Below are 21,704 nucleotides of genomic sequence, written 5' to 3' on the forward strand. Positions count from 1 at the left end.
CCGCCATGCGTAAACGATTTTCTTTCCCCTCAAAGCGTCGGTTTTTTGCTAGACTTGGTCGCGTTTGACGATCTCGGAAAAATCGCGATCAAAGACCCTGGTTTCACCGTCCCAGGCCTCCAGACGGGCCGTCATCACAAAACCCGTGGCGGTTGCGCGCATTTTCGCCTCGGCCCGCGTCAAAATCGACCAATCGCCCCGCGCCAGCCGCTGTTCATAGCTGATCTCCACCTGCGCCGAGAGCGGATCCTGCGGCCGGATCTGCCAGACCTCGCGCATGGTTTCGCCAAAGATCAGACCATGCGGGATGTTCTCGGCCTCGCCGCTGTCATCCTCGATCACCAGCGCCACCGTGCCGGTCAGCAGATCCTGTTCGATCCGCCGACTGGCCGCGCCCTTGCGGATCTGCCGGTATTTTCCGGGTGCCGCCGCCTCGGGCTGGGGTGGCTGCCATTCGTCGCCGCTGCTGCCGGAATGGCGCGGCAGGTCCAGATGGCCCGCCTCCAGCACCAGCGTCGCCGCCTCGGGCGAGGGCCAGACGAAGGGCCAATAGGTGGTCGACAGCGCCAGCCGAAGCCGGTGCCCCGGTGCCAGGCGATAGCCCATCTGATCCAGCGTCAGCGCAATCTCGAACGGCGCATCCACTGGCACCGGTGTCGGATGTTCCATGCTGTCGCGGTGCCGCAGGTTCAGGATACCATGGCAGATCCGCACCGAGGCACCGTCCGGCGCCACATCACACAGCCGCGCCGCGATCAGCGCAAAGGGCTTGTCGCAGCGCAACCGCAGATGCAGCACCGCCTGTCCCAGCAGGTCCAACCCTCTCGGCAGTGGGTCAGTGTCGAAACAGACTGACATCGCATCATCAAAACGCTGATCCCCCGGCATTTCGGCGTTCAGGCCCATCGGAAAGAACTCGCCCGTATGCAGGCCCAGATGCTGCGGCGTGTTCACCCGTTGCTCCAGCGCCGCCCCGGCCCCGCCCAGCCGCCCCGGCGAGAGGGCCAGAACCTCGCGCTGCACGCGCGGGCTGGGCCACTGGCTTTCGCAGATCCAATGGCCCTTGCGATGCGCGGCCGAGGCATCAGGCGGCGCGGAATGCAGCATATAGGCGCGATAGGCCGGATCCTCTGCCACGCCATTGTCCACGCCTTTCAGCCAGCAATCCCACCAGCGGATCGCCTCTTGCAGAAAGCCGATCTGCGGGCCGGGCACCGCCGTATGCGGGTATTGATGCACCCAAGGCCCCATCAGCCCCTTCACCACCCCCTGTTGCCGTTCCATCAGATGACCCAGCGTGTTCATGTAATTGTCGGCCCAGCCGCCCACGATCATCACCGGCACCTTGATCCGGCCCCAATCCTCGCAGATCGAGCCGTGCTTCCAATAGGCATCACGGCTTTGATGGCTGGCCCAGCGCGGGGCGAGGAACGGCTCATGCTCCAGCCGCCGCAGCCAGTCTGCGCGCCAGTCGGGCCGGTGCACCGGATCGGCGGGGCGCGAGCTGAACGACAGCATCACCGCCCCCCAGCCGATATTCTCGCCCAGCAGGCAACCGCCCTTGAAATGCACATCATCAGCAAAACGGTCCGAGGTCGAACAGACCGAAATCACCGCTTTCAGCGCGGGCGGCTGGTTGAACGCCGCTTGCAGGCAGTTGAAGCCGCCCCAGCTTTTGCCCATCATGCCCACCGCGCCCGAACACCAGGGCTGGCGCGACAGCCAGTCGATCACCGCCAGCGCATCATCCATTTCCTGCTGGGTATATTCATCCTCCATCAGGCCTTCGCTGTCGCCATTGCCGCGCATGTCCACCCGCACACAGGCATAGCCATGGCCCGCGACATAGGGGTGCATCAGTTCGTCGCGATACAACGTGCCATCCTTCTTGCGATAGGGAATATATTCCAGCACCGCAGGCACCGGCCGGGCCACTGCATCCTCGGGCATCCAGATCCGCGCCGACAGGCGCACGCCATCCGGCATCATGATCCCCACATCCGGCTGGTCGATCACGGCATGGGGAAAATCGGTGATGGTTTTCATGGGCGTTCTCCGGGTCTTTGGCGTGCGTGGCCGCGATAGGTCGCGCTTGGGCAAGACGTTACGGCGCAAGCGCAGAAACTCTGGCCCAAAGCCGACATGCCTCAGCCAAAGGACGCCGCAGTGACATCCCACCCGAATATCCTCATCCTGATGGTGGACCAATTGACCGGGACACTGTTCCCTGATGGCCCTGCCGACTGGCTGCACACGCCAAACCTGCGCAAACTGGCGGAAAAATCGGTGCGCTTTGCCAATACCTACACCGCCTCGCCGCTCTGCGCCCCGGCGCGGGCCAGCTTCATGTCGGGCCAGCTGCCGCGCCGCACGCGGGTCTATGACAATGCGGCAGAGTTCTGCTCCGATGTGCCGACCTTTGCCCATCACCTGCGCCGCGCGGGCTATCAGACGTCGCTTTCCGGCAAGATGCACTTTGTCGGCCCCGATCAGTTGCACGGGTTCGAGGAACGGCTGACCACCGATATCTACCCCGCCGATTTCGGCTGGACCCCGGATTACCGCAAACCCGGCGAGCGGATCGACTGGTGGTATCACAATCTGGGCAGCGTCACCGGCGCAGGCGTGGCCGAAATCACCAATCAGCTGGAATATGATGATGATGTCTGCCACCAGGCGGTGCAGAAGATCTATGATCTGTCGCGCGGCATGGATGCCCGGCCCTGGTGCCTGACCGCCAGTTTTACCCATCCACATGATCCCTTTGTGGCGCGACGCAAATACTGGGATCTGTATGAGGGCTGCGACCAGCTGACCCCACCCGAGGCCATCGCCTTTGAGGATCAGGATCCCCATGCGCAGCGCCTGATGGAGGCCTGTGATTTCCGCGGGCTGGAGATCACCGACACCCATATCCGCCGCGCCCGGCAGGGCTATTTCGCCAATGTCTCCTATGTCGATGCCAAGATCGGCGAGATTCTTGAGGCGCTGGAGGCCACACGTCAGGAGGCGATCATCGTCTTTGTCTCGGATCACGGCGAAATGCTGGGGCGGCGCGGGCTGTGGTTCAAGATGAACTTCTTCGAAGGCTCTGCCCGCGTGCCGATGATGATCGCCGCGCCCGGACTTGCGCCGGGCCGGATCGACACGCCGGTCTGCACCATCGACCTGCTACCCACGCTGTGCGATCTGGCCGGCGTGTCGCTGGCCGAGGTGATGCCCTGGACCGATGGTGAAAGCCTGGTGCCGCTGGCCAAGGGCACGCCGCGCCACACGCCCGTCGCCATGGAATATGCCGCCGAAGGCACCATCACCCCGATGGTGGCACTGCGCGATGCCCGGTTCAAATATATCCGCTGCGCCGCCGATCCCGAACTGCTGTTCGATCTGGCCGCCGATCCCGAGGAGCGTTGCAACCTCGCCACCGATCCCGCCCATGCCGATACGCTGGCGCAGTTCCGCGTGCTGGCCGATGCCCGCTGGGATCTGACCCGCTATGATGCCGAGGTGCGCGAAAGCCAGGCCCGGCGCTGGGTGGTCTATGAGGCGCTGCGCAATGGCAACTATTTCCCCTGGGACCACCAGCCGCTGCGCGCCGCATCCGAGCGTTACATGCGCAACCACATGGATCTGAACGTGCTGGAAGAAAACAAACGCTTCCCGCGCGGCGAGTAAGCGCCGCTCCGACGCCGCCCCGCCGCAAAAGCAAAGGCCCGGTCAGCGCGACCGGGCCCTCGTTTTCCGTGGCAACGCCTTTGACGGGGGCTCGATGCCCGCGTCAAAGGCCCCTGTGATCCGGGATCAGACCGCCTTTTTCAGCGCTTCGATCAGGTCGATACGTTCCCAGCTGAAACCGCCATCGGCCTCCGGCTCACGCCCGAAATGGCCATAGGCACTGGTGCGGGCATAGATCGGGCGATTCAGGCCCAGATGCTCGCGGATGCCGCGCGGCGTCAGGTCCATCACCTCGGCCACGGCCCGTTCAATCGCGGCTTCATCCGCCTGGCCGGTGCCATGGGTATCGACATAGATCGACAGCGGCTTGGCCACACCGATGGCATAGCTGACCTGAAGGGTGCAGCGATCCGCCAGACCGGCTGCCACCACGTTCTTGGCCAGATAGCGCGCGGCATAGGCGGCCGAACGGTCCACCTTGGTCGGATCCTTGCCCGAGAACGCGCCGCCGCCATGCGGAGCCGCGCCACCATAGGTGTCCACGATGATCTTGCGCCCGGTCAGGCCCGCATCGCCATCCGGCCCGCCGATCACGAAGGTGCCGGTCGGGTTGACCCACCATTCGGTTTTTTCGGTAATCCAGCCCGAGGGCAGCACTTCGCGGATATAGGGTTCCACGATGGCGCGGATGTCATCCGAGGTCTGGCTTTCCAGCGCGTGCTGGGTCGACAGCACGATGGAAGTCACTTCGACCGGCTTGCCGCCTTCATAGCGCAGGCTGAGCTGCGATTTGGCGTCGGGGCGCAGCGTCGGTTCCTGCCCGGATTTGCGCACCTCGGCCAGACGGCGCAGGATGGCATGGGCATATTGAATCGGCGCCGGCATCAGTTCCGGCGTCTCGCGGCAGGCATACCCGAACATGATGCCCTGATCGCCGGCCCCATCCTTGTCGACGCCCTGCGCGATATGCGCGCTTTGTTTGTGCAGGTGGTTTTTCACCTTCAACGTATTCCAGTGGAATTCGTCCTGCTCGTAGCCGATATCCTTCACGCAGCCGCGCACGATATCTTCCACGCTGTCGATCATGGTTTTCAGCACTTTCTTGTCGCTGAGTCCCACTTCCCCGCCGACGACCACGCGATTGGTGGTGGCAAAGGTTTCACAGGCAACACGGGCATTGGGCTCTTCCGTCAGGAAGGCATCCAGAACCGCATCGGAAATGCGGTCGCACACCTTGTCGGGGTGCCCTTCGGAAACGGATTCCGAAGTAAAAACGTAATCAAGTCTGCTCATGGGGAAGTGCTCCGTTGATATATCCCCGTCACGCCAGGAAGCCGTTGTGACAGTTCGATGTCTCTCCGTTACGCCCCATGCTGCGGCGCGTCAAGCGGGGGTTGTTTCCGGAACCGAAACACCATCAGCGCGAGCCCGGCCAGCAACAGCAAGAGCGGCACCTCGCCCCAGCGCGCAAAAGGCGTGATCGGCAGCGGCCCCGGCAGATCGGCATCCAGATAGGCGGCAATGCCGAATTCCAGCCCCGCCACCACCCGTCCGCGCGCATCGACGATCTGGGTCACGCCGGTATTGGCCACCCGAACCAGCGGCAATCCCTGCTCCACCGCGCGCAGCCGCGCCTGCGCGGCATGTTGAAACGGCCCGGTCCAAGTGCCGAACCAGGCGTCATTGGTGATATGCAGCAGCCAGTCCGGGCGCCCAGGTGCCGCGCGCAGATCCTGTGGGAACACCGCCTCATAGCAGATCAGCGGCAGCACCTTGCCAAGCCCCGCCAGATCCAGAACGGCGGCACCGGGCCCGGCGCTATAGCCATATCCGCGCTGTGCGGCAAAAGCACGCAGACCGAACAGCCGATAGGCCCATTCCCCCAAGGGCACATATTCACCGAAGGGCACGAGGTGGTGTTTGTCATAGACTGCCTGCGGTTGCCCCGCGTCACCGATCACCACGAGGCTGTTATAGGCGGCCTCGCCCTCCAGCCGTTGCACCCCCAGCGCGACCGGCACGCCCTTGGCCGCATCGGCAATCGCCTGCGCCGCACTGCCCCCCGCTTCGTAAAGATAGGGCAGCGCGGTTTCCGGCCAGATCACCAGATCGGGGCGCGGCAGCGCGGCGGTGTAATCCAGTTGCAACTGGAACAGCCGCTCGGCCTGAAGCGGATCCCATTTCAGATGTTGCTCGGCATTGGGCTGCACCAGACGCAGGCGCAGGCCCGGGGACTCCGGCTCCGGCTGGGCCAGCCGCCATGCCCCCGCCCCGAACGACAGGCCCAGCAGCAGCGCCGCCAGCCCCGAGGCCAACACGCGCCGCCGCCCCGCCCAGGCCACCGGCAGCGCCGCAAGCCCCAGCGTCAGCAGGGTCAGCCCGTTTGGCCCGATATAGGCCGCCAGTTGTGCCACCGGCGTATCAATCCAGATATGGCCCGGCAGCGCCCAGGGAAACCCCGTCAGCACCCAGCCACGCGCGGTCTCGGCCAGGGTCAGCGCCAGCGCAAAGCCCAAGGCCCGCCGCGCCCTGCCCGCTTGCCGCCCGGCCAGATAGGCCGCCGCAGCCCAGAACAGCGCCAGCCCGAACCCCATCAGCAGCAGCGCAAACGGGGCCATCCAGCCATAGCGCGCGGCATCGACCAGAAACGGCTGCACGATCCAGTTGAGCGCCGCACAGAAATACCCCGCCCCGGCGATCCAGCCGATGCGGCAGGCCTGACGTGCATCCGCTGCCCCGGCCACCCGCGCCACAATCGCCGCAAAGGCTGGCAGCGCCAGCCACCATGCGGCGAAGGGGGCCTGCCCGCTGGCCGCCACCATACCCAGCGCAAAGCTGATGCCCGCCCCGCGCCAATCCGGTCTTGCCATGCTCAGCCTTCGGATTTTGTCATCGCCTGCGTCGCCGCCTCGGGCAGGCGCAACCGCAACCGCTTGATCCGGCGGGGATCCGCATCGACGATCTCGAACTCCACGCCACTTTCATGCGGCACGATTTCGCCCCGCGCCGGCACGCGCCCGGTGCGCAGGAACACCAGCCCGCCGAGCGTGTCGATATCCTCGTCATCCTCGCCGATGCGCAGGCCTTGACCGATCTCGGCCTCTACCTCGTCCAGCGGCGCGGTGGACTGGATCAGCCAGACACCCGGCTTTTCCAGCTTCCACAACGCGCCTTCGGCCTCGTCATGTTCATCCTCGATCTCGCCGATCACCGTCTCGATCAGATCCTCGATGGTCACAAGCCCGTCGACACCGCCATATTCGTCGATCACCAGTGCCATATGGACCCGTTCTTTCTGCATTTTCTGCAACAGAACGTTCAGCGGCATCGAGGGCGGCGCATAGAGGATCGGGCGCAGCAGCTTTTTCAGGCTGAACCGCCCGCCCGCGCCAAACCCGTGCTGAAGCGCCATGTCTTTCAGCAGCACCAGACCCTGCGGATGGTCCAGCGTGCCCTTGTAGACCGGCAGGCGCGAAAATCCTTGCTGGCGGAACACCTCGACAAGTTCATCCTTGCCGATATCCAGCGGCACCGCCGCGATTTCCACCTTGGGAATGGCCACATCATCCACGCGCAGCTTGCGCAGATTGGCGATACCGGGCAATTGCCCCGCCGTCGCTGTGGCCGCAGCCGCCTGCGCCTGCTGCGCATCCGGCGAGGGTTCGGGCGTGGGGGTCAGCGCAGACAGAAGGCGGCCGAAAAAGCCTTTCTGCGCGGGATCTGACGGAGGTTCAGAGGCCTCGGAGGAAATATTGTCATCTGTCGACGCATTCTGCGCCACCGTCGATCCGTCGTAACTACTGCCCATCGGTCCTTGTCCAGATATCACGCACACTCTGCGCCTTGATTGGTCGGCACCGTTGTTGCGGCACCTTAATAGGGGTCGGCAATGCCGAGCCGCGCCAGTATGCGCACCTCGGTCGCCTCCATCAACTCTGCATCTGCATCGTCAATGTGATCATAGCCCAGCAGATGCAATATGCCATGCACGATCAGATGCACCACATGATCTTCCATCGGCTTGCCCTGTTCGGCAGCTTCCCGCGCGCAGGTCTCCCAGGCGATGGCGATATCGCCCAGATGCGCCGGGTCATCCACACTGCCCGGCTCTGGCAGGTCCGGCGCCTCGCCTGCAAATTCCGAGCCGCGCTCTTCCGAAGGCCAGCTCAGCACATTGGTCGGCACCGGCTTGTCGCGGAACTCGGTATTCAGGCCCGCGATGCGCGCATCGTCGCAGCCCATGATGACCATCTGATAAAGGTCAGGCTCCAACCCCAGCTCTGCCACCACGGCCAGGGCTGCGCGTTCTGACGCCGCCTGCAACCCGAAGGTCTGCCAGCGCGCATCTTCAATGACATGGTCCACAATCGCGTTCATGCCGCCCTCATAGCGGGTGTGCGGTCGGTCTTCAAATCGCTAAATCGCCTCACCTGATCGCCGCAACGCAGATCCCCCGGCGCAGGGCCGGGGGAAAGTCTGTGTGCGGGTATGACCGCAAGGCGCGGCTCAGGCTTTGTGGCTTTCATCCGCCTCATAGGCCTCGATGATGCGCGCCACCAGCGGGTGCCGCACCACATCCTTGGCGGTGAAGTAGTTGAACGTCACCCCTTTCACGCCCTTCAGGATGCGCTCTGCCTCTTGCAGGCCCGAGGGCACGCCGCGCGGCAGGTCAACCTGCGTGCGGTCGCCGGTGATCACCATACGCGAGCCCTGCCCCAGACGCGTCAGGAACATCTTCATCTGCATGGTGGTCGCGTTCTGCGCCTCATCCAGCACCACAAAGGCATTGGACAGCGTGCGCCCGCGCATGAAGGCCAGCGGCGCGATTTCGATCCGCTTTTCCTCGATCAGCTTCTGCACCTGCTTTTGCGGCAAGAAGTCGTTCAGCGCATCGTAAAGCGGCTGCATATAGGGGTCGATCTTTTCCTTCATGTCGCCGGGCAGAAACCCGAGCCGCTCGCCCGCCTCGACCGCAGGGCGGCTGAGGATGATCTTTTCCACCATGCCGCCGATGAACATGGTCACGCCGACCGCCACGGCCAGATAGGTCTTGCCGGTGCCCGCAGGCCCGATGCCAAAGCCCAGCTCATTGGCGAACAGATTGGCGACATAGGCCTTCTGCGCCTCAGTGCGGGGTTCGATCGGTTTCTTGCGGGTGCGCAGCTCCACCGAGCCCGGGGTGAACATCTCGATCTGTTCGGATCCGGCCACATTGCGCAGCGCGTCCGGCATCGGTTGCCCCATGCGGATGGCGGCCTCGATATCGCCCGCACTCACCGCACGACCGGCTTCCAGTCGCGCATAAAGCGCACGCAGCACCGCCGCTGCCTGCTCCCGCGCGCCCTTGTCCCCGATCACTGCCAGACGGTTGCCCCGCCGCAGGATATGAACCCCCATCTGATGTTCGACCTGCGCCAGATTGCGGTCATATTCGCCGCACAGATCAATCAGAAGGCGGTTGTCGGGAAATTCCAGAAGCGTTTCCACAACGTCATCCGAACGGGTCGGGGGGGTCAGCGCGCTGATGCCCAATGGCTGTTCCTTTACTGCTAGAGGCCATGATCCGAGTCTGCGCCTCATTGGTAAATGAAACAAGACAATGCTGCGCGATCCGGTTCCCAAACTGAGGATTTGCCCAAAAAATGCGCATTTGCGCCACAGTGCCCACACCAGAGTTTGTGGCGATGCCCCGTCGCACCACCGCCCATGGGGCAATGCAAAAGGCCGCAGAAATCTCTGCGGCCTTTTGGTAAAATTCAGGCGATCCTGGGATCAGTTGGTGCGCCGCCCCGCATAGGGCACATAGTCGCGCAGGCCCGCATCGCGGGTTTGGTAGTTGCGCACCACGGTTCCCGGCGGGAAGTGGTTGTTGCATACCGGGAGGCCCGACACGGGGTCGAAGCGGCGGCCCGAATAGCCTTCGACACCATCGTCGATGATCCAGCCCTGACAGCCATCGGGATCATAGGCAATCGCGCCGCCCCCCGGGGCCAGCGGAACATTGTCGCGCCCGCGGTCCTGATTGGTGGCGATCACGGTATCGGGGCTTTGCACATAGGGCGACAGCCCGTCAGAGCAGGCCCCGAGCGTCAGGACGGCAAGAAGGGCAAGGCCCGGAACAAAACGGTTGGTCATCTGGATTACCACCTGTAGCAAACGACTTCGACGCGGCGGTTCTTCTGCATGTTGGCAGCGGAATCATTCGGCGCAACGGGCTGGCGTTCCCCGTAACCGATTTCCCGCTCCACCATGGCACCGACCGAACGGGCCACATCCGCCACCGATTTTGCGCGGCGCTGCGACAGCGACATATTGTATTCATCCGACGCGCGGCTGTCGGTATGGCCGTAAACGGCATATCCGAACGCGCCCGCCTGCTGGAAGAACTGGGTCAGGTACGATCGGCCATAAGAGGTCAGCCGATGGCTGTCCGTGGCGAACAGCGTATCGGTGTTCTGGACCAGACAGGTGTTGCGCTTGAGGCAGACCGGCTTGCCGGTTTTCGGGTTCACCCGATCCAGCATATAGCCTTCCAGCCCGCCATCCGCCCACCAGTGCATGCAGCCGTCATCGTCGACCCACACACCCCACTCGATCTTGCCGGCGATTTCAGGGGCGGATTGCGCGCTGGCAGCGCCCGCAAGCCCGGCACCAATCGCCAGCCCCCCAATCATCATACGCACTGCTTTGGAAATACGTTCCACTATCGCAGCTCCCCTTCGTTCCACCCAAGTGACTTGATATTATGGGATTCAGGATTGCCGTCCCTAAATTGCGAAGTAAAGCAAAATCTATGCGCTACAGAGGGTTGATCCAACCAATTGTTGCGTGTGGCGGCGATATTCGGAACGAATCGGGATATTGGCGCAGCAATCGAAACAGCGATCAGGAATCGAGTCTTTCCCCCGCCAGCGAATTGGTCGACGAGGCGGTAATGCGCACCCGCACCAGATCACCCACCTTTGCCGTGGGATCAATAACGTGAACAGCATGAAGATGGTCGGATTTTCCCATCATCTGCCCGTCAAGCCTGCCGGGCTTTTCATACAGAACCCCCACCTCGCGCCCGACCATCGCCTCTTGTGCGGCGCGCTGCTGCGTGGTGATCAGCGCCTGCAAGGCCTGAAGCCGGGCGTCGCTGACCTCGGCAGGCAGTTCCGGCTTTTCCGCCGCAGGCGTGCCGGGACGCGCGGAATATTTGAACGAGAACGCCGCCCCGAACCCCACGGAGCGGATCAGATCCATCGTATCTTCGAAATCGCGGTCGCTTTCGCCCGGAAAGCCGACAATGAAATCAGAGCTGAGCAGAATATCCGGGCGCACGGCGCGAATACGCTCGATCAGGCGCAGATAATGTTCTGCCGTATGTTTGCGATTCATCGCTTTCAGAATGCGGTCGCTGCCCGATTGCACCGGCAAATGCAGATAGGGCATCAATTGCGGCAAATCGCCATGCGCGGCCACAAGATCGTCGTCCATGTCATTGGGATGGCTGGTGGTATAGCGCAGCCGCTCCAGCCCGTCGATATCGGCCAGGGCGCGCAACAGCCGCGCCAGACCCCAGCTGCCCCCCGCGCCCTCGCCGTGATAGCCGTTCACATTCTGCCCCAGCAGCGTGATCTCTTTCACGCCGCGCGACACCAGATCACGCGCTTCGGCCAGCAGCCGCGCCACCGGGCGGCTGACTTCGGCGCCGCGCGTATAGGGCACCACACAGAAGGCACAGAACTTGTCGCACCCCTCCTGCACCGTCAGGAAGGCGGTCGGCCCGCGCAGTGCCCGGCGGGTGGGCAGATGGTCGAACTTGTCCTCGGCCGGAAACTCGGTATCGACCACCTTGCCCTTGGCCTCCACCATCTCGGGCAGGCGGTGATAGCTTTGCGGCCCCACCACCAGATCGACCAGCGGCATGCGCCGCAGGATCTCGGCCCCTTCGGCCTGTGCCACACAGCCCGCAACGCCGATCTTCAGATCCGGCTTCGCGGTTTTCAGCGCCTTGAGGCGTCCCAGATCGGAGTAAAGCTTTTCCGACGCCTTTTCGCGGATGTGGCAGGTGTTCAGCAGGACCATGTCGGCCTCGTCCTGCACCTCTGTCGTGACATAGCCCTTGGTGCCCAGCGCCTCGGCCATGCGCTCGCTGTCATAGACGTTCATCTGGCACCCGTAGGTCTTGATGAAAAGCTTCTTCGGCGTGGCGCTGTGGTCGGTCATCTGGCGGCCCTGACTGTCTGGACAAGGGTTGCCTTCTAGCGAAAAGACCGGGCCTGCGCAACGCAGGCTCCAATCGCGGCGGGGAAGGCTTGCAATAGGTAGCACATTCACCGAGTCTGCGCCAAAAGGCATGACGGCAGCAAGGCAGAGGCGAATGCGCTACAACAGTCTGGCGGAATTCAGGGTCAAGGGCGCAACGGCACTGGCGAAAGGGCCGGTTGCCATGATTTTCGTGGAAGATCAGGTCGAGGTAGACACGACGATCCGCCACCATTTCGACACCGGCTTTCGCGAAATCGTGCTGCTTGCCGATGACGAGATCACCTGCCCGCCCGAGCTGGAGGCGCGGCTTCACCGCATCCGCTATGATGTTCATGCCGATGATGCGGTGATCCTGGCGGTGAACAGCCTGATTGGTGCCACGCCCGAAGGCATCTGGCTCTATTACTGCTTCAATGCCGAATACCTGTTCTTCCCCTTCTGTGAAACGCGCACAGTGCGCGATCTGCTCACCTTCCAGACGGAAGAGCGCCGCGATGCCATGCTCAGCTATGTCATTGATCTTTATGCCGGGGATCTGAACAAATACCCCAATGCCGTCTGCCTTGAGGATGCGCATCTGGACAGGTCGGGCTATTACGCACTGGGGCGCGAGGATCCGGACAACAATTTCGCCAAGAAGGAACGGCAGCTTGATTTCTTCGGCGGCCTGCGCTGGCGGTTTGAAGAGCATGTGACCTGGACCAAACGCAAGATCGACCGCATCTCGCTGTTCAAGGCGAAACGCGGGCTGACGCTGCGCCCGGATTTCACCTTCAATGATGAAGAATACAATACCTATGCTTGCCCCTGGCACAACAACCTGACGGCCGCCATCTGTTCGTTCCGCACGGCCAAGGCGTTGAAATCGAACCCCGGTTCAAAATTCGACATCCACAATTTCCGGTGGCACAACTCCACCGAATTTCAGTGGCACAGCCAGCAGCTCATGGATCTGGGCCTGATGGAGCCGGGCCAGTGGTTCTGACCAACCGTGGCTAAACGCGCACCATAAGCCGGGCGCAAAAGCCACTTGCCCGCAAAGCGGTCTTTACGAATCTGCGCAGATCGCTAGATGTATGTTCCATGAATGTTCTCATCTGGTTCAAACGCGATCTGCGGGCAGAGGATCACCCGGCGCTGGCGATGGCCGCCAGCAAGGGCCCGGTCCTGCCCGTCTATATCGTGGACCCGGAGGACTGGGCGCAGGGGGACAGATCGGGGCGGCATTGGTGTTTCACCGCCGAATGTCTGGCCGAATTGCGCGAGGCGCTGGCACTGCTGGGCCTGCCGCTGATCGTGCGCAGCGGTGACAGCGTGACGGTGCTGGACCGCCTCGTGCGGGCGCATGGCATCACCGAAATGGTCAGCCATACCGACAGCGGCAGCCGGTGGTCGCGGCAGCGCGACAGCCGCGTTGCGGACTGGGCCCGCAGCTGCGGCCTGCGCTGGACGCAACTGCCAGACTCCAGCCTGTGCCCCGCAGACCAGCCCCCCGACCTGCGCGACCTGCGGGCCGTGCCGGGCGTCGAGCCGGGGGCGATCCCCACCGCGCGGGCGCTGCGGCTGGCCGAGGATGCCTGCCCGCACCGTCAGCCCGGCGGGCGGGTCGCAGGGCTGGCGGCGCTCGACAGCTTTCTGACCCTGCGCGGTGCCTCCTACCGCACCGCCATGGCCGCGCCGCCGTCGGCGGAGCGGGCCTGTTCGCGCCTGTCCGCGCATCTGTCCCATGGCACTCTCAGCCTGCAATCGGTGGTGCAGGCCACTGCCGCCCGTCAGGCCGAGCGTCAGGGCGGGCCGTGGACCGGCAGCCTGCGCGCCTTCCAGACCCGCCTCGCCCTGCGCGAGACGGCGATGCAGGCACCAACGCTGCCCGCCCCGCAGATGCGCGCCGACAGGCTGCCCGAAGATCACGCCGCCCGTCTGTCGGCATGGGAGCGGGGCGAGACCGGCCTGCCCTATCTTGATGCCTGCCTGCGCTATCTGCGCGCCACCGGCTGGCTGCCCTTTCGCGCCCGCGCCATGGTGATGGCCAGTGCGGCCCAGCATCTGGCACTTGATCCGCGGGCCACCGGCACCCTGCTCGCCCGCCGCTTCACCGATTACGAACCGGCGCTGCACTGGCCGCAGGTCCATCAGCTGAGCCACCCTGATACGATGGCGACCCCGCGCCTCTATGATCCGGTCAAACAGGGGCTGGCGCAGGATCCGACCGGGGCCTTCACCCGGCGCTGGGTGCCGGAACTGGCCGCCGTGCCGGATGCGCTGCTGCAAGAGCCGTGGAAATGGTCGGGCGCAGCGCGGCTGCTGGGGCAGCGCTATCCCGAACCTCTGGTCGATGTCGGGGCCAGCACCCGCGCCGCCCGTGCCGCCCTGTGCCTGTTGCGCCGCCAGACGGGCCAGCCGCCCCGGCTCAGCCCCCGCCTTACGCCACACCCGGCGCAGGATCGCCCATTGCCCCGACCGCGACAGGGCTTCACCGCACAACTGAGCCTGGATCTCTAGATGCCCCGGATGCGCCGCAAGGCAGACCTACCGCAAAAGATCTGCGCCACCTGTGGCCGACCCTTCATCTGGCGCAAGGCCTGGGCAAAGGTCTGGGAGGAGGTGCGCTATTGCTCGGATCGCTGCCGCGCGACGCGCAAGGCCGACGGCCCTCCGCCCCCGAGACCCTGATTTTTCAGAAAGGTGTTTTCAGCTTTCTCCATCAAATCAACCGCCCTGTTTTGTTGCCACTGACAGGCTTTTTGCTCATGCTGGCGCAGGTTACTGCAAACAGGAGACAGCCATGCCGGAGCGGATCACGAAACACGGGTTGCAGGTCGATGCCCGGCTGGTCGATTTCGTGGAAGCGCGCGCCCTGCCCGGCACCGGGGTGACGGCGGATCGGTTCTGGCAGGGGTTTGCCGAGGCCGTAGCCCGTTTTGGCCCGCAGAACCGCGCCCTGCTGGCGGAACGTGACCGCCTGCAAACCGCCATCGACGCCTGGCACAAGGCCCGGCGCGGCCAGCCGCAGGACGCTGATGCCTATGAGGCCTTCTTGCGCGAGATCGGCTATCTTCTGCCGGAAGGCCCGGATTTCACCGTGCAGACCCAAGGGGTTGACCCTGAAATCGCGCTGACGCCCGGCCCGCAGCTGGTGGTGCCGGTGATGAACGCGCGTTATGCGCTCAATGCCGCCAATGCCCGCTGGGGCAGCCTCTATGACGCGCTTTATGGCACCGATGCGCTGGGGGATCTCCCGCAGGGCAAAGCCTATGATCCGGCGCGCGGTGCCCGGGTGATCGACTGGGCGCGCGGCTTTCTGGACACGGCCTCCCCGCTGGACGGCGCAAGCTGGCGCGACGTGCGGCGGCTGACGCTGCGCGACGGCGCGTTGCGCGTGGCGCTGGCCTCGGGCGAAACCGGCCTCGCCCAGCCGCACCAATGCGTCGGCTATCAGGGCAGCGCGGAGGCCCCGACCGCCATCGTGCTGAAAAACAACCACCTGCATATCGAAATCCTGATCGACGCCAGCACCGAAATCGGCGCGGCAGACCCGGCGCATATCTCGGATGTCTGGCTCGAAGCGGCACTCTCCGCGATCATGGATTGCGAAGACAGCGTGGCGGCGGTGGATGCCGAAGACAAGGTTGTGGCCTATGGCAACTGGCTGGGCCTGATGACCGGCGATCTGACCGAACAGGTGACCAAGGGCGGCAAGACGCTCACCCGCCGCCTGAACCCCGATGCCATCTACACCGCTGCCGATGGCGGCACGCTGACGCTGAAATGCCGCGCGCTGATGCTGGTGCGCAATGTCGGCCATCTGATGACCAATCCCGCCGTGCTGGACAGCGACGGGCGCGAGGTCGGCGAAGGCCTGATGGATGCTTTCGTGACCACGCTCTGCGCCCTGCATGACCTGCAGAAAAGCGACGGGCCGCGCAACTCGGTCACCGGATCGGTCTATGTGGTGAAACCCAAGATGCACGGCCCCGAGGAAGTGGCCCTCGCCTGCGCCATTTTCGATCATGTCGAAGACACGCTGGGCCTGCCGCGCCATACCGTGAAACTGGGCATCATGGACGAAGAGCGCCGCACCTCGGCCAATCTCAAGGCCTGTATCCGCGCAGCACAACACCGGGTCGCCTTCATCAACACCGGCTTTCTGGATCGCACCGGCGACGAAATCCACACCTCGATGGAAGCCGGCCCGATGCTGCGCAAGGGCGACATGAAGGGGGCCCCGTGGATCCGGTCCTACGAGGATCGTAATGTGGATATCGGGCTGGCCTGCGGGCTGAAGGGCCGCGCGCAGATCGGCAAGGGCATGTGGGCGGCACCCGATCTGATGGCGGCCATGCTGGACCAGAAGATCGCCCACCCCAGCGCGGGCGCCACCTGCGCCTGGGTGCCCTCGCCCACCGCCGCCACCCTGCACGCCACCCATTACCACCGGGTCGATGTGCTGGCCCGTCAGGATGCGCTTGCCGCCGCAGGCCCACGCGGCACGCTGCGCGACCTGCTGACCCTGCCGCTGGCCCAGGGGGCCAACTGGTCCGAAGCCGAAGTGCAGGCCGAACTCGACAACAACGCCCAAGGCATCCTCGGCTATGTGGTCCGCTGGGTCGATCAGGGGGTCGGCTGCTCCAAGGTGCCGGACATCCATGATGTCGGCCTGATGGAAGACCGCGCCACCTGCCGCATCTCGGCACAGGCCCTGGCCAACTGGCTGCATCACGGCGTCATCACCCCCGATCAGACCCTGGCCGCGCTGCGGAAGATGGCCGCGGTGGTGGACCGCCAGAATGCGGATGACCCGGCCTATCGGCCCATGGCCCCCGGCTTCGACGGCCCGGCCTTCCGCGCCGCCTGCGCATTGGTGCTCGAAGGGCGCAGCCAACCCTCGGGTTATACCGAACCCCTGCTGCACCGCCACCGGCAGGAGGCAAAAGCCCGCTGACACGGCAAGGGGGGCACGCGCTGCCCCCCTTGTCTTGCATTTTGCAAAAATACTCACCCGCCACGGTGCCGCTGGCACAGCCTCGGGCAATATCCATGGCAATGCCGTCCAAGGGGCTCGATGCCCCGCCGGACGGCCCCCGTTGTGCCGCCTCAGCCGATATCCAGCGCCAGCGCATGAATGCGCGGCACCACATCGCCCAGCGCCGCGTTCACTGCGCGGTGGCGGGCAAGGCGGCTCATCGGACCAAAAGCCTCGGCGCGGATCAGCACCCGGAAATGGCTCTCGCCAGAGCCGTCATCGCCGGAATGTCCCGCATGTCGGTGGCTTTCATTCTCCACTTCCAGCCGGTCCGGCGCGAAGGCCTGGGTCAGACGTTGAGCAATCTCATCCTCAATCCGCATTTTTCCCCCGCGCCCCCTTCTCTCTGGCGAACAAATCCCTAAACTCTCGCCTCCGAGTCGGAAAGGCCCCTGCATGACGAAACCGCCCTTTGAATTCGATATCCGCGTCTCTTCTGACAAGAAGCGCCGCAAGACCGGGCGTCGCGGCATGTCTGGCGCGTTCGAAACATCGCAGAAAAACTGCGATTATCCCGGCTGCGCCGAGCCGGGCCTGTATCGTGCGCCCAAATCGCCCGACCTGCTGGATGATTTCTTCTGGTTCTGCAAAGACCATGTGCGCGAATACAATCTGAAATGGAATTTCTTCAACGGCACCTCGGACGAGGAGTTCCAGAAATATCTCGACAAGGCCCGCGTCTGGGAGCGCGAGACCAAACCCTTCAGCCAGAAGGATGATGGCCGGGCCTGGGCGCGGCTGGGCGTGAATGACCCGATGGCGATTCTGGGCGAAAAGGCCACGCAGAATCCCGGCAAGGTGGTCAGCAATGTCACCCGCAAACTGCCGCCGACTGAACGCAAGGCGCTGGATATCCTCGAGGCGCGCGACACCTGGACGCGCACCGAAATCCGCAAACAATACAAAAGTCTGGTGAAAGACCTGCACCCCGACATGAACGGCGGCAACCGCGATGACGAAAGCCGGTTGCAAGAGGTGGTCTGGGCCTGGGAGCAGATCAAGGAAAGCCGCTATTTCCGCGACTGACGCGAGGCATGGCTGGCCCCCGCTTGCCGGGGCCAGCCATGATTTTTGCGGCGCTCAGGCCGGTTTGAACACCATCGCCACGCCGTTCATGCAATAGCGCTTGCCGGTGGGCTGCGGGCCGTCGTCAAACACATGGCCCAGATGCCCGCCGCAGCGGCGGCAATGCACTTCGGTCCTTGTGGCAAAGAAGGTATTGTCCTCCTTGGTGCCGATGGCATTGGGCAAGGGCTGCCAGAACGATGGCCAGCCGGTGCCGCTGTCGTATTTCTGCGCCGCATCATACAGCGGCAGATCACAGCCCGCGCAATGGAAGACCCCTGCGCGCTTTTCGGTATCCAGCGGCGAGGTGAAGGCGCGCTCGGTATCTTCCTCGCGCAGCACGGCATAGGCTTCGGGCGACAGGCGCGCGCGCCATTCCGCTTCGGTCAGGGTGAATTCAAAGCTGCCCTCGGCCAAGGCGGGGCGCAGGGCGATCATCGCAAGCGCGCTGGCAAGCAAAGTGCGGCGGTGCATCGGTGTTCTCCTCATGCTGTCTGCCTGTCTATACGCGGTGCTGCGGCGTTTGTTTCACCGCTCACGCAAAAGAGACCGCCCGCCCCACCGGCGATGCGGTGTATTGTGTCGGGAACAGCCTTCCTCTTGCAGCCCCCCGCGATATGTTCCACAAAACCCCTGAAGAACCGCGCCCGCCTGACGGGTGCCCGAGCCTGTGGCGGATGGAATGCTGGACCAGATTGCAAAACCCACCGAAGAGATCTCTGTGCGGGATGTTTTCGGAATTGATACCGACATGAAGGTCAAGGGCTTTGCCGACCGCACCGACCGCGTGCCTGACATCGACCCCACCTACAAGTTCGACCCCGACACCACGTTGGCGATTCTGGCGGGCTTTGCCTATAACCGCCGCGTCATGGTGCAGGGCTATCACGGCACAGGCAAATCGACGCATATCGAACAGGTGGCGGCGCGGCTGAACTGGCCCGCGGTGCGCGTGAACCTTGACAGCCACATCAGCCGGATCGACCTGATCGGCAAGGATGCGATCAAGCTGCGCGACGGCAAACAGGTGACCGAATTCCACGAAGGCATCCTGCCCTGGGCGCTGCGCAACCCCGTGGCCATCGTGTTCGACGAATATGATGCAGGCCGGGCGGATGTGATGTTTGTGATCCAGCGCGTGCTGGAGCATGATGGCAAGCTGACCTTGCTGGACCAGAACGAGATCATCACGCCGAACCCCTATTTCCGGCTGTTCGCCACTGCGAATACCGTGGGGCTGGGCGACACGACCGGCCTCTATCACGGCACGCAGCAGATCAACCAGGCCCAGATGGACCGCTGGAGCCTTGTCGCGACGCTGAACTATCTGAGCCATGATGCCGAAGCCGCCATCGTGCTGGCCAAGAACCCGCATTACAACACCGAAAAAGGCCGCAAGCAGATCAACCAGATGGTGACGGTTGCCGATCTGACCCGCACCGCCTTCATGAATGGTGATCTGTCCACCGTGATGTCGCCGCGCACCGTGATCACCTGGGCGCAGAACGCCGAGATCTTCCGAAATCTCGGTTATGCGTTCCGGCTGACCTTCCTGAACAAATGCGATGAGCTGGAACGGCAGACCGTGGCCGAATTCTATCAGCGCTGCTTTGGCGAAGAACTGCCGGAAAGCGCTGCTAGCATGGCGATGAAGTAACCCCTTCCCGGAGCTGCCGCTTCCGCCACAGGACGCGGCAGGCCCGGACCGGGGCGGCGCCATCATACGACTCTCCGGCGGGGGCGCCTCCTCACCCTGCCTGAGAAAGAGGGGAGGAGGGACCAGGGTGCGCGGCACCTTGCCGGGCAAGACATGACCAAACCCACCGACAACCCCGCCGATCCGTTCAAGAAAGCCCTGGCCGAGGCCACCAAGACCATGGCCGATGATCCGGAGATGACGGTCACCTATTCGGTGGATCCGGCAGGCATGACCAAGGATGGCGTGCGCCTGCCGCAGGTCAGCCGCCGGATGACGCGCGACGAGGTGATGCTGGCGCGCGGCACGGCGGATGCCTTTGCCATGCGGCGCAAATACCATGATGACACGGTGGCGGCCAAATATGCCCCGACCGGCAACCTCGCCCGTGAAATCTATGAGGCGATGGAGATTGCCCGGGCCGAGGCTGTCGGTGCCCGGGCCATGCCCGGCACCGCCGTCAACATTGCCCACAAGATCGGCCATGAGGCGGATCGCAAGGGCTATGGCCAGATCACCCAGGCTGCGGATGCACCGCTGGCAGTCGCCGCAGGTTATCTGGTGCGGCATCTGGCCACCGGGCAGGCCCTGCCCGCCGCCGCCGACAATGTGATGAACCTGTGGCGCGGCTTCATCGAAGAACAGGCCGGCGGCACGCTGGAGGGGATCGGCGAGGCGCTGGCCGATCAGGCCGCCTTCGCCCGGCTTGCCCGCAAGATGATCTCGGATCTCGGCTATGGCGACCAGCTGGGCGATGACCCGGATATGGATGACATGGACGACAGCGCCGACGATCAGGCGCAAGAGGATGAGGACAGCCCCGAAAGCGCCGGTGACGAGCAGCAGCAGGAAGAGGATGCCGAAGCCTCGCCCGAGCGCAGCCAGGAGGATCAGCAGGATCAGTCGCAGGCGCAAGTCACCATGGAAGACAGCGCCGACATGGAACAGGGCGACGAAGCAGAGCTGCCCGAGGGCGAAGCCCCGCTGGAGCCGCCGCCACCCGCACCCTATTCCGACGCCGATCCGCTCTACAGCGTCTATAGCACGGAGTTCGACGAGGAAATCCGCGCCGAGGATCTGGCCGAAGCAGCGGAACTGGAGCGCCTGCGCGCCTATCTCGATCAGCAGCTGGAGCCGCTGAAAGGCGCGGTGTCGCGGCTGGCCAACAAGCTGCAACGCCGTCTTCAGGCGCAGCAGAACCGCAGCTGGCTGTTCGATCTGGAGGAAGGCACGCTGGATGCCGGGCGTCTGGCCCGGGTGGTGGCCAACCCGACCACGCCACTGTCGTTCAAGCAGGAAAAGGATACCGAATTCCGCGACACCTGCGTGACGTTGCTTCTGGACAATTCCGGCTCGATGCGCGGGCGGCCGATTTCGATTGCCGCGATCTGCGCCGATGTGCTGGCGCGCACGCTGGAACGCTGTTCGGTGAAGGTGGAAATTCTGGGCTTCACCACCCGCGCCTGGAAGGGCGGGCAAAGCCGCGAAAAATGGCTGGCCTCGGGGCGCAGCCAGCAGCCGGGGCGGCTGAATGATCTGCGCCACATCATCTACAAAGGCGCCGATGCGCCCTGGCGGCGCAGCCGCGCCAATCTTGGCCTGATGATGAAAGAAGGCCTGCTGAAGGAAAACATCGACGGCGAGGCGCTGGAATGGGCGCACCGGCGGCTGGCCGGGCGGCGCGAGGCGCGCAAGATCCTGATGGTGATTTCGGACGGCGCGCCGGTCGATGATTCGACGCTCTCGGTCAATCCGGCGTCCTATCTGGAGAAACACCTGCGCGACGTGATCGCCATGGTGGAAAAGCGGCGGCTGGTCGAACTGATCGCCATCGGCATCGGCCATGACGTGACCCGCTATTACAACCGCGCTGTCACCATCACCGATGTGGAGCAATTGGCCGGAGCGATGACCGAGCAACTCGCCGGGCTGTTTGACAGCGACCCCCGCAAGCTGGCCCGCACGCTGGGCATGCGGAAACTGGGGTAAGGG

At 64.1% G+C, this 21,704-nt stretch carries 19 protein-coding genes and 1 riboswitch; of the genes, 8 read left to right on the forward strand and 11 right to left on the reverse strand.

Going from position 1 to position 21,704, the window contains the following annotated elements:
- Window positions 1-48: 48 nt before the first annotated feature.
- The gene (locus tag KM031_RS04450) at window positions 49-2,046 is read right to left on the reverse strand and encodes a CocE/NonD family hydrolase (RefSeq protein ID WP_215503346.1); all 1,998 of its coding nucleotides are present in this window, start codon (window positions 2,044-2,046) and stop codon (window positions 49-51) included.
- A gap of 96 nt (window positions 2,047-2,142) precedes the next feature.
- Here KM031_RS04450 and betC point away from each other — a divergent pair, with 96 nt between their 5' ends.
- On the forward strand, window positions 2,143-3,675 hold the full coding sequence (betC, locus tag KM031_RS04455) for a choline-sulfatase (protein WP_215503347.1): 1,533 nt from the start codon (window positions 2,143-2,145) through the stop codon (window positions 3,673-3,675).
- 126 nt (window positions 3,676-3,801) lie between these two features.
- On the opposite strand, the gene metK is transcribed toward betC, so the two are convergent.
- The 8 genes from metK to miaB form a co-directional block, all read right to left on the reverse strand.
- On the reverse strand, window positions 3,802-4,968 hold the full coding sequence (metK, locus tag KM031_RS04460) for a methionine adenosyltransferase (protein ID WP_215503348.1): 1,167 nt from the start codon (window positions 4,966-4,968) through the stop codon (window positions 3,802-3,804).
- Between the two features lie 7 nt (window positions 4,969-4,975).
- A riboswitch (SAM-SAH riboswitch) is annotated at window positions 4,976-5,024 on the reverse strand.
- A 12-nt stretch (window positions 5,025-5,036) separates the two neighbouring features.
- Entirely contained in the window at window positions 5,037-6,545 is a 1,509-nt protein-coding gene (gene lnt / locus KM031_RS04465) for an apolipoprotein N-acyltransferase (RefSeq protein WP_215503349.1), read from the reverse strand.
- Between the two features lie 2 nt (window positions 6,546-6,547).
- Window positions 6,548-7,483 (reverse strand): transporter associated domain-containing protein, encoded by a 936-nt coding sequence (locus tag KM031_RS04470; RefSeq protein WP_215503350.1) that lies wholly within the window; start codon window positions 7,481-7,483, stop codon window positions 6,548-6,550.
- Window positions 7,484-7,548: 65 nt separating this feature from the next.
- Window positions 7,549-8,052, reverse strand: coding sequence for an rRNA maturation RNase YbeY (gene ybeY, locus KM031_RS04475; RefSeq protein WP_215503351.1), 504 nt, complete (start codon window positions 8,050-8,052; stop codon window positions 7,549-7,551).
- Window positions 8,053-8,181: 129 nt separating this feature from the next.
- Window positions 8,182-9,255 carry a PhoH family protein gene (locus KM031_RS04480; protein WP_215503352.1) on the reverse strand — a complete coding sequence of 358 codons (1,074 nt, stop codon included), beginning with the start codon at window positions 9,253-9,255 and terminating at the stop codon, window positions 8,182-8,184.
- 192 nt (window positions 9,256-9,447) lie between these two features.
- The gene (locus tag KM031_RS04485; protein WP_215503353.1) at window positions 9,448-9,810 is read right to left on the reverse strand and encodes a hypothetical protein; all 363 of its coding nucleotides are present in this window, start codon (window positions 9,808-9,810) and stop codon (window positions 9,448-9,450) included.
- 5 nt (window positions 9,811-9,815) lie between these two features.
- Complete coding sequence (locus KM031_RS04490; protein WP_215503354.1) at window positions 9,816-10,352, reverse strand: OmpA family protein; 537 nt, start codon at window positions 10,350-10,352, stop codon at window positions 9,816-9,818.
- A 208-nt stretch (window positions 10,353-10,560) separates the two neighbouring features.
- Window positions 10,561-11,886 carry a tRNA (N6-isopentenyl adenosine(37)-C2)-methylthiotransferase MiaB gene (gene miaB / locus KM031_RS04495; RefSeq protein WP_215503355.1) on the reverse strand — a complete coding sequence of 442 codons (1,326 nt, stop codon included), beginning with the start codon at window positions 11,884-11,886 and terminating at the stop codon, window positions 10,561-10,563.
- 154 nt (window positions 11,887-12,040) lie between these two features.
- Here miaB and KM031_RS04500 point away from each other — a divergent pair, with 154 nt between their 5' ends.
- The 4 genes from KM031_RS04500 to KM031_RS04515 all read left to right on the forward strand — a co-directional run bounded on the left by KM031_RS04500 (window position 12,041) and on the right by KM031_RS04515 (window position 16,870).
- On the forward strand, window positions 12,041-12,913 hold the full coding sequence (locus KM031_RS04500; protein WP_215503356.1) for a hypothetical protein: 873 nt from the start codon (window positions 12,041-12,043) through the stop codon (window positions 12,911-12,913).
- Between the two features lie 98 nt (window positions 12,914-13,011).
- Window positions 13,012-14,430: an FAD-binding domain-containing protein gene (locus tag KM031_RS04505; RefSeq protein WP_215503357.1), complete on the forward strand. Its 1,419-nt coding sequence runs from the start codon at window positions 13,012-13,014 to the stop codon at window positions 14,428-14,430.
- Window positions 14,431-14,601 (forward strand): DUF2256 domain-containing protein, encoded by a 171-nt coding sequence (locus tag KM031_RS04510; protein ID WP_215503358.1) that lies wholly within the window; start codon window positions 14,431-14,433, stop codon window positions 14,599-14,601.
- A gap of 112 nt (window positions 14,602-14,713) precedes the next feature.
- On the forward strand, window positions 14,714-16,870 hold the full coding sequence (locus KM031_RS04515; RefSeq protein ID WP_215503359.1) for a malate synthase G: 2,157 nt from the start codon (window positions 14,714-14,716) through the stop codon (window positions 16,868-16,870).
- Window positions 16,871-17,022: 152 nt separating this feature from the next.
- On the opposite strand, the gene KM031_RS04520 is transcribed toward KM031_RS04515, so the two are convergent.
- A complete protein-coding gene (locus KM031_RS04520) occupies window positions 17,023-17,274 on the reverse strand; it encodes a BolA family protein (protein ID WP_215503360.1) in 252 nt (83 codons plus the stop codon).
- Between the two features lie 73 nt (window positions 17,275-17,347).
- On the opposite strand from KM031_RS04520, the gene KM031_RS04525 reads away from it, so the two are divergent.
- Window positions 17,348-17,977, forward strand: coding sequence for a J domain-containing protein (locus tag KM031_RS04525; RefSeq protein WP_215503361.1), 630 nt, complete (start codon window positions 17,348-17,350; stop codon window positions 17,975-17,977).
- 54 nt (window positions 17,978-18,031) lie between these two features.
- Here the strand turns inward: KM031_RS04525 and msrB are convergent, their stop codons facing one another.
- Window positions 18,032-18,490: a peptide-methionine (R)-S-oxide reductase MsrB gene (gene msrB / locus KM031_RS04530; RefSeq protein WP_215503362.1), complete on the reverse strand. Its 459-nt coding sequence runs from the start codon at window positions 18,488-18,490 to the stop codon at window positions 18,032-18,034.
- Between the two features lie 196 nt (window positions 18,491-18,686).
- Between msrB and cobS the strand changes: the two genes are divergently transcribed.
- Both cobS and cobT read left to right on the forward strand, forming a co-directional pair.
- Window positions 18,687-19,673 carry a cobaltochelatase subunit CobS gene (gene cobS, locus KM031_RS04535; protein ID WP_215503363.1) on the forward strand — a complete coding sequence of 329 codons (987 nt, stop codon included), beginning with the start codon at window positions 18,687-18,689 and terminating at the stop codon, window positions 19,671-19,673.
- 153 nt (window positions 19,674-19,826) lie between these two features.
- A complete protein-coding gene (cobT, locus tag KM031_RS04540; RefSeq protein ID WP_215503364.1) occupies window positions 19,827-21,701 on the forward strand; it encodes a cobaltochelatase subunit CobT in 1,875 nt (624 codons plus the stop codon).
- Window positions 21,702-21,704: the final 3 nt, after the last annotated feature.

The organism is Gemmobacter fulvus (assembly GCF_018798885.1).
In the GTDB taxonomy this organism is placed as follows: Bacteria; Pseudomonadota; Alphaproteobacteria; order Rhodobacterales; family Rhodobacteraceae; genus Gemmobacter; species Gemmobacter fulvus.